This is a genomic window from Streptomyces sp. CBMA123 (assembly GCF_014596465.1).
Lineage (GTDB): Bacteria > Actinomycetota > Actinomycetes > Streptomycetales > Streptomycetaceae > Kitasatospora.
Window position 1 is genome coordinate 1 of the sequence record NZ_MECK01000619.1, and the last position, 14,315, is coordinate 14,315.

The window sequence follows — 14,315 nt, forward strand, 5'->3', positions numbered from 1 at the left end:
CTTCACCAGCACCGGCAGGTCGGCCTCGGCCGGCTCGGCGAGCGCCGCCAGCACGGGCACCCCGGCCGCGGCCATCAGCCGCTTGGCCGCCGTCTTGGAGCCCATCGCGGCGATCGCGGCCGGCGGCGGGCCGACCCACACCAGGCCCGCGTCCAGCACGGCGCGGGCGAACTCGGCGCTCTCGGACAGGAATCCGTACCCCGGGTGGACGGCGTCCGCGCCGGCCTGGAGAGCCGCCCGGATGATCAGCTCGCCGCGCAGATAGGTGTCGGCGGGCGCGGCGCCGGGCAGTCGGACGGCCGCGTCGGCCTCCCGTACGTGCGGGGCGTCGGCGTCCGGGTCGGAGTGGACGGCGGTGGTCGCGATGCCCAGCTCCCGGCAGGTGCGGAACACCCGGCGGGCGATCTCGCCGCGGTTGGCGACCAGCAGGTTGCCGATCGATTTCCTGGAAGTCATCTGCCCTCTCACAGTCGGAAGACGCCGTAGCCACGCGCGCCCTCGACCGGCGCGTTGTGGATCGCGGACAGGCACAGGCCGAGCACCGTACGGGTGTCACGCGGGTCGATCACGCCGTCGTCGTACAGCCGGCCGGACAGGAAGACCGGCAGCGACTCCGCCTCGATCTGCTGCTCGACCATCGCCCGGATCGCCGCGTCGGCGTCCTCGTCGTACGGCTGCCCCTTCGCCGCGGCGGACTGACGGGCCACGATCGACAGCACCCCGGCGAGCTGCTGCGGGCCCATCACCGCGGACTTGGCGCTCGGCCAGGAGAACAGGAAGCGCGGCTCGTAGGCCCGTCCGCACATGCCGTAGTGGCCGGCCCCGTAGGAGGCGCCCAGCAGGACGGACAGGTGCGGCACCCTGGAGTTGGCGACGGCGTTGATCATCATCGCGCCGTGCTTGATGATGCCGCCCTGCTCGTAGTCCCGGCCCACCATGTAGCCGGTGGTGTTGTGCAGGAACAGCAGCGGGGTGTTCCGCTGGTTGGCCAACTGGATGAACTGGGCGGCCTTCTGGGACTCCGCGCTGAACAGCACGCCCTGGGCGTTGGCCAGGACGCCGACCGGGTACCCGTGCAGCCGGGCCCAGCCGGTGGCCAGGCTGCTGCCGTAGAGCGGCTTGAACTCGTCGAAGTCGGAGCCGTCGACGATCCGGGCGATCACCTCGCGCGGGTCGAAGGGCACCTTGAGGTCGCCGGGGACGATGCCCAGCAGCTCCTCCTCGTCGTACCTGGGCGGCTCGGCGCGCCGGTCCGGCCCGGGGCCCGGCTTGCGGTGGTCCAGCCGGGCGACGATCCGGCGGGCGGTCCGCAGGGCGTCCGCCTCGTCCACCGCGAAGTGGTCGGCCAGCCCGGAGGTGCGGGCGTGCATCTCGGCGCCGCCCAGCGACTCGTCGTCGGCCTCCTCGCCGGTGGCCATCTTCACCAGCGGCGGGCCGCCGAGGAACACCTTGGCGCGCTCCTTGACCAGCACGGTGTGGTCCGACATGCCCGGCACGTAGGCGCCGCCGGCCGTCGAGTTGCCGAACACCACGGCCACGGTGGGGATCCCGGCCGCGGACAGCCGGGTGAGGTCGCGGAACAGGGCCCCGCCGGGGATGAAGATCTCCTTCTGGCTGGGCAGGTCCGCGCCGCCGGACTCCACCAGGTTGACCACCGGGAGCCGGTTGTTCAGCGCGATCTCGTTGGCCCGCAGGGCCTTTCGCAGCGTCCACGGGTTGCTGGCGCCGCCGCGCACCGTCGGGTCGTTGGCCGTGATCACGCACTCCACGCCCTCGATCACCCCGATCCCGGTCACCAGCGCGGCGCCCACCGGGTAGTCACTGCCCCAGGCGGCCAGCGGGGACAGCTCCAGGAACGGCGAGTCCTGGTCGACCAGCAGCTCGATCCGCTCCCGGGCCAGCAGCTTGCCCCGCTTGCGGTGGCGCTCCACGTACGTGGGGCCGCCGCCGGCCAGCGCCTTGGCGTGCTCGGCGTCCAGCGCGGCCAGCTTGGCGGTCATCGCGGCACGGTGCTCGGCGTACTCGGCCCCGGCCGGGTCGACGCGGGTGGGCAGCACGGTCACAGCAGGACCTCCGGAATGTCGAGGTGGCGCGAGCGCAGCCACTCGCCCAGGGCCTTGGCCTGCGGGTCGAAGCGGTGCTGGGCGGCGACGCCCTCGCCGAGCAGGCCGGTGAGGGTGAAGTTGACCGCTCTGAGGTGCGGCAGCAGGTGCCGGGTGACGGGCAACTCGGCGGTCTCGGGCAGCAGTTCGCGCAGCTTCGGGACGGTGAGGGTGTGCGCCAGCCAGCGCCAGCCGTCCTCGCTGCGGGCCCAGACGCCCAGGTTGGCGTCGCCGCCCTTGTCGCCGCTGCGGGCGCCGAGCAGCAGGCCGAGCGGGGCGCGGCGGGTCGGGCCGGGCGGCAGCGGGTCGGGCAACTCGGCTTGGGTGTCGGCCGGTTGGATGTCGGCCGGGTGGGTGTCGACCGGCTGGGAGGTCACCGGGGCGGGCGGGACGGCGATCCGGCGGCCGTCCGGCAGCACGGCGGTGTGCTCGACCAGCTTGGCGTCCACCCGGGCGGCGGTGAACACCCCGTACGGCGCACCCGGGCCGGGCGGGGCGGTGAGGTGGAAGCCCGGGTACCCGGCGAGGCCCAACTCCACCGCGGCCTTGCCCAGTTCGCGCCCGACCCGGGCCGGGTCCCGGTCCCGGGCGGTCAGCCGGAGCAGGGCCGAGGCGGCCTCCTCGGTGTCGGCGTCCGGGTGGTCGGTGCGGGCCAGGGTCCAGCGCAGCTCGGCGGGGCGGGCCTCGGGCGGCAGGGCGGCGGCGAACTGGCGTTGCACCAGGGCGGACTTGGCCTCGATGTCCAGTCCGGTGAGGACGAAGACCACCTCGTTGCGGTGGCCGCCGAGACGGTTCAGCCCGACCTTGAGGGTGGGTGGCGGGGCCTCGCCGCGCACGCCGTCGATCCGCACCCGGTCCGGGGCCTCCTCGGTGAGCCGGACGGTGTCCAGCCGGGCGGTCACATCGGGGCCGAGGTAGTGCGGCCCGCCCGTCTCGTACAGGAGTTGGGCGGTGACGGTGCCGACGGTGACGGCCCCGCCGGTGCCGGGGTGCTTGGTGATCACGCTGGAGCCGTCCGGGTGCAGCTCGGCCAGCGGGAAGCCCGGGTGGTCCACGTCGTGCTCGCGGAAGAAGGCGTAGTTGCCGCCGGTGGCCTGCGCCCCGCACTCCAGGACGTGCCCGGCCACCACCGCCCCGGCGAGGGCGTCCAGATCCTCGGGTGTCCAGCCGAAGTGGGCGATCGCCGGCCCGGCCACCAGCGCCGCGTCCGTGACCCGGCCGGTGACCACCACGTCCGCGCCCCCGGCCAGGCAGGCGGCGATGCCGAAGCCGCCGAGATACGCGTTGGCGGCCAACAGGCCCTCGGGCAGCCCGAGTTCGGCCCGGCGCGGCAGCAGGTCGTCACCCTCGACATGGGCGACGGCCGTCGGCACGCCCAGGTGTCGCGCCAACTCCCGCAGCTGCTCGGCGAGTCGGGCCGGATTGAGGCCACCGGCGTTCACCACGATCCGCACGCCCCGGTCCCGGGCCAGCCCGAGGCACTCCTCCATCTGCCGCAGGAACGTCCGGGCGTATCCGAGCGACGGGTCCTTCAACCGGTCCCGGGCCAGGATCAGCATGGTCAGCTCGGCGAGGTAGTCCCCGGTGAGCACGTCCAGCGGCCCGCCCGTGAGCATCTCCCGCACCGCCGCGAAGCGGTCCCCGTAGAACCCCGAGGCATTGCCGATCCGCAGTACCGAGCTCGCGCGCGCCAATGCGCCTCCCCTGCCGGTGGGTTGGCGGCACTCCGCACGAGTGCCACCGGGCAGCAGCGTGGCACCGGCCGGAGAAAAAATCAATCATGCCTGCTTGTTTTCCCCCTCCCGGGGCGCGGCCGCCATCACCGGGCGGGCGGACGCTGCCGGCCTGGGGGCCGGGCGGATACCCGGTGCGTTCACGGCCGGTTCGTGGATAGCCTCAGCGGTATGACCTGGCTTCCCGCTGACTTCGTCCACCCCGTCCATGTGCCGCTGCTCGGCGGGGCGTACCACCTGCGGCCGATCCGGGAGGCGGACGCACCGATGGACTATCCGGCCGTGATGGGGTCGCGGGAGCGGCTGTTCGGGATCTTCGGACCGGCCTGGGGGTGGCCGGCCGAGACGATCACGGCCGAGGCGAACCGGGTCGACCTGGCGCGGCACGAACGGGAGATCGCCGCGCACCAGTCGTTCAACTACGTGCTGCTGGACGACGCGGAGACGGCGGTGCGCGGGTGCGTGTACATCGACCCGCCGGAGCGGGCCGGGGCGGACGGCGAGATCGCCTGGTGGGTGGTGGACGAGCTGGCCGGCGGCGAGGTGGAGCGGGCCCTGGACGCGCTGGTGCCGCGATGGATCGCCACCGACTGGCCGTTCCGGCAGCCGCGGCTCCTGGGGCGCGACCTCACCTGGGAGGAGTGGCTGGCGCTGCCGGAGGCCCCGAATGCCTGAGCGCGCGCGGAGTTTCGGACCGGTCGCCGAGGCCTACGAGCGCTACCGGCCCGGGTATCCCGCCGAACTCTTCGACCTGGTCGCGCAGTACGCCGGCCGGCCGGTGCGCACGGCCCTGGAGATCGGCGCCGGGACGGGCAAGGCGACCCGGCTGTTCGCCGGGCGCGGCGTGGCCGTCACCGCGACCGAGCCGGACGGCGCCATGCTCGCCGAACTGCGCCGGCACACCCCGGCGAACGTCCGGACGGTGCGGGCGGCCTTCGAGGAGCTGCCCCCGGGCGAACCGTACGACCTGGTGTACGCGGCGGCCTCACTGCACTGGACCCGCCCGCGGGGGCGGTGGGCGCGAATGGCCCGACTGCTGGCGCCCGGTGGGGTGTTCGCCTGCTTCGGCGGGCCGGTGGAGCCGGCCGACCCGGCGGTGGCGGAGGCCGTCCGCACGGCCCGGGCGCCGTTCCTGGAGAGAGACGACGTGCCCTCCCCGGACGGCACGCCGCCGGAGCAGGCGATGCAGTGGCCGGGCACCGAGCTGCGGCGCTCCGAGTGGTTCACCGACATCCGACAGGCCGTGCTGGCCCGGCAGTTGACGAGGACCGCGGAGGAGTACGTCGGCCATCTGTCCACCGTCTCGGCCTATCTCCTCCTGCCGCAGGACACCCGGGCGGAGGTGTTCCGCCGGATCCTGGCCGCGCTGCCGGAGCGCGTCCGACTGGACGCGGACATCACCGCGCACCTCGCGCGGCGCCGCTGATTCGTGGCTTCCGCCAGTACGACGGCGCGTCAGGCTGCGCAAGACTCCCAGCACAGCACACGGTGGCGCACACGGGAGGACGACGCGATGAGCGTGCAGCAGTACGACCTGATCGGCGAGGCGTTCGAGGGCTTCAAGGCACTGCCCCTGACCCGCTACGGCGAGGTGCCGAGCGTGCTCGGCCTGGTCGGGGACGTGCGCGGCAAGGCGGTCCTGGACCTGGCCTGCGGCACCGGCTTCTACAGTCGGGAGCTGCGCCGGCGCGGCGCGGCGGACGTGCTCGGGGTCGACATCTCCACCGAAATGATCGCCGCCGCCCGGTCGTTCGAGGAACGCGAGCCGCTCGGGGTCCGCTACGAGGTCGGCGACGTGGCCGAACTACGGCCGCTGGAACGGCAGTTCGACGTGGCGCTGGCGGTGCAGTGCCTCAACTACGCAGAGGACCGTGCCGCGCTGGACCGGATGTGCCGCACCATCCACCGCAGCCTGGTGCCGGGCGCGGGCTTCTACGTCTTCGCCCAGAAGCCGGACTACGCCTTCGACTGTCCCTCCCTGGAGCGGTACGGGTTCCGCTGCGAGCCGACCGGTGAGCAGGCCGAGACCGGCCCGCGGGTGCGGGTGACCGCGCTCCTCGACCCCCAGCCGATCAGCATCCTCGGTACGGTCCCGCGCCGCGAGATCTACGAGGAGTCGCTGCGGGCGGCCGGGTTCACCGAGCTGGAGTGGGTGCCGCTGCGGATCTCCGAGGCGGGCCTGCGCGAGTTCGGCGCGGAGTTCTGGGCGGATGTGCTCGCCCACCCGCCGCTGGAGCTGCTGCGCTGCCGCGCCTGAGCTGCTGAGCGTCCGAGCTGCTGAGCTGCTGAGCGTCCGAGCTGCTGGAGCGGCTGAGCCACCCAAGCGGCCGGGCGCCTGCGTACCTGAGCGGACCCGACGGCCCGGCCCCCGGACACTGGTCCGACCGGGGGTCGGGCCGTCGGGCTGCCCGGGGAAGCCGTGCCGTCCGGAGAAACCGGACACCCCCGGAGCAGACCGATCAGGATTCGAGAAGCGCCCGCCCGGGGGCCGCGCCTAGCGTTGCCGTCATGAACGACATCAGCATTCACTGGACCTTCCTCCCCCACACCGACCCGGAGGCCTCGCTCGCCTTCTACCGCGACCTGCTGGGCTTCGAGGTCCGCCAGGACGTCGGCGGCGGCCCGATGCGGTGGATCACCGTCGGGCCCGCCGGCCAGCCGAGCGTGTCGCTGGTGCTGGAGCCGCCGTTCGCGGACCCGGGCATCACCGAGGACGAGCGGCGTACCATCACCGAGATGATGGCCAAGGGAACGTACGCCCGGGTGGTGCTCGCCACCGCCGACCTGGACGGGGTGTTCGACCGGCTGAAGTCCGGCGGCGCCGAGCTCGTCCAGGAGCCGACCCTCCAGCCGTACGGCGTCCGCGACTGCGCCTTCCGCGACCCGGCGGGCAACATGGTCCGCTTCAACGAAGTGCGCTGACCCCTCCCGGGCCCGCCCCGGCCACCCCCGGCCGGGGCGGGCCCGATCCACCTGTCCGTAGGATCCGCCCGACCACCAGGAGCGAAGAGAACGATGGCCGAGCCGCACGTCGCCGACAGCCACGACCTGATCCGCGTGCACGGGGCACGCGAGAACAACCTCAAGGACGTCAGCGTCGACATCCCCAAGCGCCGGCTGACGGTGTTCACCGGGGTGTCCGGCTCCGGCAAGAGCTCGCTGGTCTTCGACACCGTCGCCGCCGAGTCGCAGCGGCTGATCAACGAGACCTACAGCGCCTTCGTCCAGGGCTTCATGCCCACCCTGGCCCGCCCCGAGGTGGACGTTCTGGAGGGCCTGACCACCGCGATCATCGTCGACCAGCAGCGGATGGGCGCCGACCCGCGCTCCACCGTCGGCACCGCGACCGACGCCAACGCGATGCTGCGCATCCTGTTCAGCCGGCTCGGCACCCCGCACATCGGCTCCCCCAAGGCCTTCTCCTTCAACGTCCCCTCGATCAGCGGCGCCGGCGCGGTGACGGTGGAACGCGGCGGCAAGACGGTCAAGGAGCGGCGCAGCTTCAGCATCACCGGCGGCATGTGCCCGCGCTGCGAGGGCCGGGGCAGCGTCTCCGACATCGACCTCACCCAGCTGTACGACGACGGCAAGTCGATCGCCGAGGGCGCCATCACCATCCCCGGCTGGAAGGTGGACAGCTGGTGGACGGTCGGCGTGTACGCCAACTCGGGCTTCCTCGACCCGGACAAGCCGATCCGCGAGTACACGAAGAAGGAACTCCAGGACTTCCTGTACCGGGAGCCCACCAAGGTCAAGGTCAACGGGGTCAACCTCACCTACGAGGGCCTGATCCCCAAGATCCAGAAGTCCATGCTGTCCAAGGACAAGGAGGCGCTGCAGCCGCACATCCGGGCCTTCGTGGAGCGCGCCGTCACCTTCACCGCCTGCCCGGACTGCGAGGGCACCCGGCTGAGCGCGGCCGCCCGCTCCTCCACGATCGCCGGCATCAGCATCGCCGACGCCTGCGCGATGCAGATCAGCGACCTGGCGGACTGGGTCCGCGCCCTGGACGAGCCCTCGGTGGCGCCGCTGCTCTCCGCGCTGCGGCAGGCGCTGGACGCCTTCGTGGAGATCGGCCTCGGCTACCTCTCCCTCGACCGCCCCTCCGGCACCCTGTCCGGCGGCGAGGCGCAGCGCGTCAAGATGATCCGCCACCTGGGCTCCTCGCTCACCGACACCACGTACGTCTTCGACGAGCCCACCACCGGGCTGCACCCGCACGACATCAGCCGGATGAACGACCTGCTGCTGCGGCTGCGGGACAAGGGCAACACGGTGCTGGTGGTGGAGCACAAGCCGCAGACCATCGCGATCGCCGACCACGTGGTGGACCTCGGCCCCGGGGCGGGCGCGGCGGGCGGCTCGGTGTGCTTCGAGGGCAGCGTGGCCGGGCTGCGCGGGAGCGGCACCGTCACCGGCCGCCACCTGGCGGACCGGACGGCGCTGCGGGAGGAGGTGCGCAAGTCCACCGGGACGCTGGCGATCCGCGGCGCGAACCGCCACAACCTGCGGGACGTGGACGTGGACGTCCCGCTCGGGGTGCTGACCGTGGTGACCGGGGTCGCGGGCTCCGGGAAGAGCTCGCTGATCCACGGCTCGATCCCTTCGGCGGACGGCGTGGTCTCGGTCGACCAGGGCGCCATCAAGGGCTCCCGGCGCAGCAACCCGGCCACCTACACCGGGCTGCTCGAACCGATCCGCAAGGCCTTCGCCAAGGCGAACGCCGTCAAGCCGGCCCTGTTCAGCGCCAACTCGGAGGGCGCCTGCCCGACCTGTAACGGCGCGGGCGTGGTCTACACCGACCTGGCGATGATGGCCGGGGTGGCCAGCACCTGCGAGGACTGCGAGGGCAAGCGCTTCCAGGCCTCGGTGCTGGAGTACCGGCTGGGCGGCCGGGACATCAGCGAGGTGCTGGCGATGTCGGTGACCGAGGCCGAGGAGTTCTTCGGCGACGGGGAGGCGAAGCTGCCGGCCGCGCACCGGATCCTGGAGCGGCTCGCCGACGTCGGCCTCGGGTACGTCAGCCTGGGCCAGCCGCTGACCACGCTGTCCGGCGGTGAGCGCCAGCGGCTGAAGCTGGCCACCCACATGGCGGACAAGGGCGGGGTCTACGTCCTGGACGAGCCGACCACCGGTCTGCACCTGGCGGACGTGGAGCAGCTGCTCGGCCTGCTGGACCGGCTGGTGGACTCCGGCAAGTCGGTGATCGTGATCGAGCACCACCTGGCCGTCATGGCGCACGCGGACTGGATCATCGACCTCGGCCCGGGTGCCGGGCACGACGGCGGCCGGGTGGTGTTCGAGGGCACCCCGGCCGAGCTGGTCGCGGCCCGCTCCACGCTGACCGGCGAGCACCTGGCGGAGTACGTGGGCGCCTGACGGGCCTCAGCCGAGCGGAAGGACCATCTCCAGGATCCGGGCGCTCTCGTCCAGCACGTACGGCGTCTCGCCGCCGGTGTACGTGAAGCCGCGCCGCCGGTAGAAGGCGGCGGCGCGGTCGTTCGCCTCGTGGACGCCGAGCAGCATCCACTCGGCGCCGCCCTCCCGGGCCCAGGCGATGACCGCGTCCAGCAGGGCGTCGGCGACGCCGCGCTCACGGCCGCGGTGCGCCGGGTCGACCCAGACGCCGATCAGGTCGACGGTCGCGGTCTTGCGGCTGGGGATCGAGAGCATGGTGGCGACCCACCGGCCGTCGGCCGGATCCACCGCGACCAGGCCGATCCGGCCGGGCTCGTTCAGCCAGTCCGTCCGGGCCCGCCAGTTGCCCTCGCCCTGGAGCAGCGCGTACGCGTGGGTCTCGCCGAACGCCAGCGGAGTGTCCAGGAGTTGGGCCAGCCGGATGGTGCGCAGCCGCTCCCAGTCCTCGCGTCCGATCCGTTCGATCCGGTACTCCGGGCCGGCCGCGCCGCCCCCTCCGGCCTCGGTCCTCGTACCGTCCACGCCGTCCCCCATCAGGTGCAATGGCTCCGCCGCCGGTGGTCACCGGCGGCGGAGGCAGGATAACCGGGCCGGGGATCAGGGCTTGATCCGGACCGCCTGCGGGTCGTGGCCGCCGGCCTGCCGGGCGGACTCGGCGCTGATGTGCGCCACGTCGTCCGTGGCGTAGCCGACTCCCCGGCCCACTCCCCTGCTCACTCCCCGGCCCACTCCCCTGCTCACTCCCCGATCCGCTCCACGATCAGCTCGCACAGCTCGTGGGTGCGCAGCGCGTCGTGGGCGTCCAGGGTCCGCCCGGCCCGGACGGCGTCCAGGAAGGCCAGCACGCACTGCTCGATGCCGCGCTGACGGGCCACCGGCACCCAGTCGCCGCGGCGCCGGACGGTGGGCTGGCCGCGGTGGTCGATCACCTCGGCCAGGTTGCGCACCTCACGCTTGGAGTCGCCGCCGGAGACCTCCAGGACCTCCTCGGTCGAGCCGGAGACCCGGTTCATGATGCCCAGCGCGGTGAACCCCTCGCCGCCGAGGGTGAGCACCACGTGCTCCACCAGGCCCTCACGGTCCTTGCGGGCCCGGACGTCCACGTGCTCGATCTCGCCGGGCGCCAGGAACCGCAGGGTGTCCACCACGTGCACGAAGTCGTCGAAGACCAGCGTCCGCGCGGCCTCGGCGAGTCCCTCGCGGTTCTTCTGCAGCACGATCAGGTCGCGCGGGCGCTCCAGGGCCTGGGCGTAGCCGGGCGCGTGGCGCCGGTTGAAGCCGACCATCAGCGAGCGGCCGGTCCGGTCGGCGAGGTCGACCAGCTTCCGGGCGCCGTCCACGGTGTAGTCGAGCGGCTTGTCCACGTACACGTCCACCCCGGCGTCGAGCAGCCGCTCGACGATCGGCACGTGCTGGTCGGTGGCCGCGTGCACGAAGGCGGCCCGGATGCCGCTGTCGACCAGCGCGTCCAGGTCGGTGAACCGCCGCTCGGCGTCGATCCGGTGGGCCTCCCCCAGCCGGTCCAGCTTGGCCCGGTCCCGGGTCATCAGCCGCAGGTCCAGGCCGGGCAGGGCGGTCAGCACCGGCAGGTACGCCTTCTGCGCGATGTCGCCGAGTCCGATCACCCCGACCGGCAGCGGGCCGGCGGGGACAGCGGTCGAGGTCATGGGTGCTCCCTGGGGTGCGGCCGATCTTCGTCCCGGCCACCCTACGCGGTCCGTTCCGACCGTTCCGGGCCCGCCGACCGACGGTGCTCAACGGCCGCCCGGCGCACGGATGGTAGAGGAAACCCGACCACCGGTCCTCGACCTGGCTGTCGTGACGTCACCGGCCGCCGGCGGCTGCAATGGCGGGGCGCTGCCTTCCCGCAGCCCGGCGGCGACCGCCGCGACCCCCTCCCGGATGCGAGGCCACAACCCCCATGGGAACCACCCTGATCGTCACCAACGACTTCCCGCCCCGGCAGGGCGGCATCGAGACCTTCGTGCACGCCATGGCGGTGCGCGTCCCGGACGACGACGTGGTCGTCTACACCTCCAGCGAGCCGGGTGACGCCGCGTACGACGCCACCCTGCCCTTCCCGGTGGTCCGGGACCGGAGCCGCACCCTGCTGCCGACCGCCCGGGTGACCCGCCGGACGCTGGAGATCGCCCGCGCCCACGGCTGCGACCGGGTCTGGTTCGGCGCCGCCGCGCCGCTGGCCGCGATGGCGCCCGCGCTGCGGCGGGGCGGCATCGAGCGGACCGTCGCCACCACCCACGGCCACGAGATCTGGTGGGCCCGCGCCCCGCTCGCCCGCCGGCTGCTGCGCCGGATCGGTGACCACGTCGACGTGGTCACCTACCTCGGCGAGTACACCCGGCGCCGGATCGCCCCGGCGCTGGGGCCGCGGGCCCGGCTGGTGCGGCTCGTCCCCGGTGTGGACGCCGAGGCCTTCCGGCCCTCGCCGGAGCACCGCCGGATGATCCGCGAGCAGTACGGGCTCGGCGACGCCAAGGTGATCATGTGCGTGTCCCGGCTGGTGCCGCGCAAGGGCCAGGACGCCCTGATCCGGGCGCTGCCGCTGATCCGCCGAAGCGTCCCGGACGCCGTCCTGGTGATCGTCGGACACGGCCCGGACGAGTCGCGGCTGCGCCGGTTGGCGAGCCAACTCGCCCCGGGCGCAGTGGTGTTCGCGGGCGGCCAGGACCACGCCTCGACGGTCTGGTACTACGCCGCGGCGGACGTCTTCGCCATGCCGTGCCGGACCAGGAAGGCCGGACTGGAGGCGGAGGGGCTGGGCATCGTCTTCCTGGAGGCCGCCGCGAGCGGGCTTCCCGTCGTGGCCGGCGACTCCGGCGGCGCCCCGGACACCGTGCTGGACGGCCGGACCGGCAGCGTGGTGGACGGCCGGTCCGTGCCGGCCGTCGCGGACGCCGTCGCGGCGGCCCTGCTGGACGCCGACCGGGCCCGGGAGTTCGGGCGGCGCGGCCGGGCGTGGGTGTCCGAGCAGTGGTCCTGGGACGCCTCGGCGGAGCAGCTCACCCGGCTGCTCACCCCCGGGGTGGAGCTGCGCTCCGTCACCGTCCCCCCGGCGGGGTGAGCGGCCGGCCGCGCAGGTGGGCCAGCACGGCCAGCACGCGCCGGTTGCCCTCCGCCGGATCGAGGTCCAGCTTCATGAAGATGTTGCCCGAGTGCTTGACCACCGAGGCCTCGGTGACGGTCAGCCGCCTGGCGATCGACTGGTTGTTGAGCCCCTCCGCCATCAGGGCCAGCACCTCCCGCTCGCGCGGGGTGAGGCGCTTCAACGGCTCGTCGGCGGTGCGCTGCCGGAGCAGCACCCGCACCACCTCCGGGTCCAGGACGGTCTGCCCGTCCGCCACCCGTTCCAGCGCGTCGAGGAAGTCGGCGACCTCGCCGACCCGGTCCTTGAGCAGGTAGCCGAGGCCGCCGTCGGCGGCCGCGTCCTCGCCGAACAGCTGGGTCGCGTACGCCGTCGCCACGTACTGGGAGAGCACCAGGACGGGCAAGCCCCGGTGCCGGGAGCGCAGTTCGACGGCGGCCCGGAGCCCCTCGTCCCGGAAGTCCGGCGGCATCCGCACATCGGTGATGACGACGTCGGGCCGTTCGGCGTCGACCGCCCGCGCCAGCTCCCCGGCCTCGCCGACCGCGGCGACCACCCGGTGCCCGACCCGCCCCAGCAGTTCGACCAGGCCGGCCCGCAGCAGGACGGCGTCCTCGGCGAGCACTACCCGGAGCACGGGACCTCCAGGCGCAGTCGGGTCGGTCCGCCGAGCGGGCTGGTCACGATCAGTCGTCCTCTCAGGATGGCCACCCGGTCGGCCAGCCCCTGGAGGCCGGCGCCGGTGGCGGGATCGGCCCCGCCACGGCCGTCGTCGGTGACGAGCAGCACCAGCTTCCCGCCCTGGATCCGGGCCGCGACGGCGATCTCCGCCGCGCCGCTGTGCTTGGCGGCGTTGGTCAGCGCCTCGGTGACGGTGAAGTAGGCGGCCGTCTCGACCGGGCCGGGCAACCGGTCCGGCAGGTCGATGTCGACGGACACCGGGATCGGGTGGCGCAGCGCCAACTCGGCCACCGCCGCGGGCAGCCCGTGGTCGGTGAGCACCTGCGGATGGATCCCCCGCACCAGGGTGCGCAGCTGCTCCAGGGCCCGCTTGGCCTCGCCGCGGGCCCGGGTGACCAGCTCGGCGGCGGCCGGGTGCTGTCCGCGCAGTTCCAGTTCGGCCAGGCCCAGGGTCATGCTCAGGGCCACCAGCTGCTGCTGGGCGCCGTCGTGCAGGTCGCGTTCGATCCGGCGCCGCTCGGCCTCGAAGGCGTCCACCAGGCGGGCCCGGGAGCGGGTGAGTTCGACCACCCGGCGGCCGAGGTCCTCGTCCCGCGCGGCGAGCAGCAGGTGCGCCGTCCACACCTGGACCCCGGCCAGCAGGGCCCCGGTGTAGGCGCAGAGCACCAGTCCGGCCAATCCGACGGCGCTGCCGGGCAGGGCCGCGAGCGGGCGCGAGATCGCCTGGCCGGGTATCAGCGTCACGGTGTCCGGGTTGATCGCCCACACGACCACCGGCGTGGAGAGCAGCATCAGCGAGAACCCGAGCAGCGCCAGGAAGCCGAGGCCGCTCGCGGTGAACAGCAGGGACTGGACCAGCAGGTAGGCCAATTCGCGCCAGGTCGCCCGCTCCCGGAGCCTGGTCCGCAGCCAGGCCCGCGCCCCCGCCCCGGGCAGCGAGCCGTGCGGGTCGGGCAGCGGCACCGGCTCGACCAGCAGCAGCCGCCGTCGCTCCAGCACGCCGAGCGGCACCCCGAGCACGGCCACCCCGGCCAGCACCACCAGCCCGATCCCGACCACGGACAGCCCGACCCCGACCAGCAGCAGCGCGGCCAGCAGCAGCAGCGCGGCGGCGCCCTGGAGGGTGCCGGTCAGCAGGAACGCCCAGGCGCGCAGCGGCCACGACGAGCACAGGAAGCCCAGCGGGCGGCGTCGTACGGCCTCCCAGACGGCGACCGTCATGGCGCTCCCCTCCCCGGACGCGTACGAACCCTCGGGCCCGACCCTATCGGGCCGCAG

General features: G+C 73.8%; 13 protein-coding genes. 6 read left to right on the forward strand and 7 right to left on the reverse strand.

The genetic code is table 11. The annotated features are described in order from the left end of the window. From BG452_RS40845 to BG452_RS40855, 3 genes are all read right to left on the reverse strand, one after another. Positions 1-456: biotin carboxylase N-terminal domain-containing protein (locus tag BG452_RS40845; protein WP_317621470.1), on the reverse strand; the 456-nt coding region annotated here is incomplete at its 3' end. A gap of 8 nt (positions 457-464) precedes the next feature. Then, positions 465-2,063 (reverse strand): acyl-CoA carboxylase subunit beta, encoded by a 1,599-nt coding sequence (locus BG452_RS40850; RefSeq protein WP_188309423.1) that lies wholly within the window; start codon positions 2,061-2,063, stop codon positions 465-467. After that, complete coding sequence (locus BG452_RS40855; protein WP_411293095.1) at positions 2,060-3,718, reverse strand: acyclic terpene utilization AtuA family protein; 1,659 nt, start codon at positions 3,716-3,718, stop codon at positions 2,060-2,062. Before BG452_RS40855 ends, BG452_RS40850 begins: the two co-directional genes overlap by 4 nt. Before the next feature lie 288 nt (positions 3,719-4,006). On the opposite strand from BG452_RS40855, the gene BG452_RS40860 reads away from it, so the two are divergent. The 5 genes from BG452_RS40860 to BG452_RS40880 all read left to right on the forward strand — a co-directional run bounded on the left by BG452_RS40860 (position 4,007) and on the right by BG452_RS40880 (position 9,214). Continuing rightward, positions 4,007-4,510 carry an N-acetyltransferase gene (locus BG452_RS40860; protein ID WP_188309425.1) on the forward strand — a complete coding sequence of 168 codons (504 nt, stop codon included), beginning with the start codon at positions 4,007-4,009 and terminating at the stop codon, positions 4,508-4,510. Next, positions 4,503-5,261 carry a class I SAM-dependent methyltransferase gene (locus tag BG452_RS40865; protein WP_188309426.1) on the forward strand — a complete coding sequence of 253 codons (759 nt, stop codon included), beginning with the start codon at positions 4,503-4,505 and terminating at the stop codon, positions 5,259-5,261. Before BG452_RS40860 ends, BG452_RS40865 begins: the two co-directional genes overlap by 8 nt. Before the next feature lie 87 nt (positions 5,262-5,348). After that, a complete protein-coding gene (locus BG452_RS40870; protein ID WP_188309427.1) occupies positions 5,349-6,092 on the forward strand; it encodes a class I SAM-dependent methyltransferase in 744 nt (247 codons plus the stop codon). Between the two features lie 251 nt (positions 6,093-6,343). Then, positions 6,344-6,757, forward strand: coding sequence for a VOC family protein (locus BG452_RS40875; RefSeq protein ID WP_188309428.1), 414 nt, complete (start codon positions 6,344-6,346; stop codon positions 6,755-6,757). Between the two features lie 93 nt (positions 6,758-6,850). Then, a complete protein-coding gene (locus BG452_RS40880) occupies positions 6,851-9,214 on the forward strand; it encodes an ATP-binding cassette domain-containing protein (protein ID WP_188309429.1) in 2,364 nt (787 codons plus the stop codon). A 6-nt stretch (positions 9,215-9,220) separates the two neighbouring features. Here BG452_RS40880 and BG452_RS40885 read toward each other — a convergent pair whose 3' ends face one another. Next, positions 9,221-9,775, reverse strand: a complete 555-nt coding sequence (locus tag BG452_RS40885) for a GNAT family N-acetyltransferase (protein ID WP_188309430.1) — start codon at positions 9,773-9,775, stop codon at positions 9,221-9,223. A gap of 215 nt (positions 9,776-9,990) precedes the next feature. Then, entirely contained in the window at positions 9,991-10,890 is a 900-nt protein-coding gene (locus tag BG452_RS40890; protein ID WP_317621472.1) for a Gfo/Idh/MocA family oxidoreductase, read from the reverse strand. 284 nt (positions 10,891-11,174) lie between these two features. Between BG452_RS40890 and BG452_RS40895 the strand changes: the two genes are divergently transcribed. Then, a complete protein-coding gene (locus BG452_RS40895) occupies positions 11,175-12,335 on the forward strand; it encodes a glycosyltransferase family 4 protein (protein WP_188309432.1) in 1,161 nt (386 codons plus the stop codon). On the opposite strand, the gene BG452_RS40900 is transcribed toward BG452_RS40895, so the two are convergent. Continuing rightward, positions 12,313-12,993, reverse strand: coding sequence for a response regulator (locus tag BG452_RS40900; RefSeq protein ID WP_188309433.1), 681 nt, complete (start codon positions 12,991-12,993; stop codon positions 12,313-12,315). The genes BG452_RS40895 and BG452_RS40900 overlap by 23 nt on opposite strands. Then, positions 12,981-14,258 carry a sensor histidine kinase gene (locus tag BG452_RS40905; RefSeq protein WP_188309434.1) on the reverse strand — a complete coding sequence of 426 codons (1,278 nt, stop codon included), beginning with the start codon at positions 14,256-14,258 and terminating at the stop codon, positions 12,981-12,983. Before BG452_RS40905 ends, BG452_RS40900 begins: the two co-directional genes overlap by 13 nt. Positions 14,259-14,315: the final 57 nt, after the last annotated feature.

Coding starts and splice junctions, on each gene's coding strand:
- BG452_RS40855 (WP_411293095.1), bottom strand. CDS start 3,718: ATGCTCACGGGCGGGCCGCTGGACGTGCTCACCGGGGACTACCTCGCC.
- BG452_RS40860 (WP_188309425.1), top strand. CDS start 4,007: ATGACCTGGCTTCCCGCTGACTTCGTCCACCCCGTCCATGTGCCGCTG.
- BG452_RS40880 (WP_188309429.1), top strand. CDS start 6,851: ATGGCCGAGCCGCACGTCGCCGACAGCCACGACCTGATCCGCGTGCAC.
- BG452_RS40875 (WP_188309428.1), top strand. CDS start 6,344: ATGAACGACATCAGCATTCACTGGACCTTCCTCCCCCACACCGACCCG.
- BG452_RS40865 (WP_188309426.1), top strand. CDS start 4,503: ATGCCTGAGCGCGCGCGGAGTTTCGGACCGGTCGCCGAGGCCTACGAG.
- BG452_RS40905 (WP_188309434.1), bottom strand. CDS start 14,258: ATGACGGTCGCCGTCTGGGAGGCCGTACGACGCCGCCCGCTGGGCTTC.
- BG452_RS40870 (WP_188309427.1), top strand. CDS start 5,349: ATGAGCGTGCAGCAGTACGACCTGATCGGCGAGGCGTTCGAGGGCTTC.
- BG452_RS40895 (WP_188309432.1), top strand. CDS start 11,175: ATGGGAACCACCCTGATCGTCACCAACGACTTCCCGCCCCGGCAGGGC.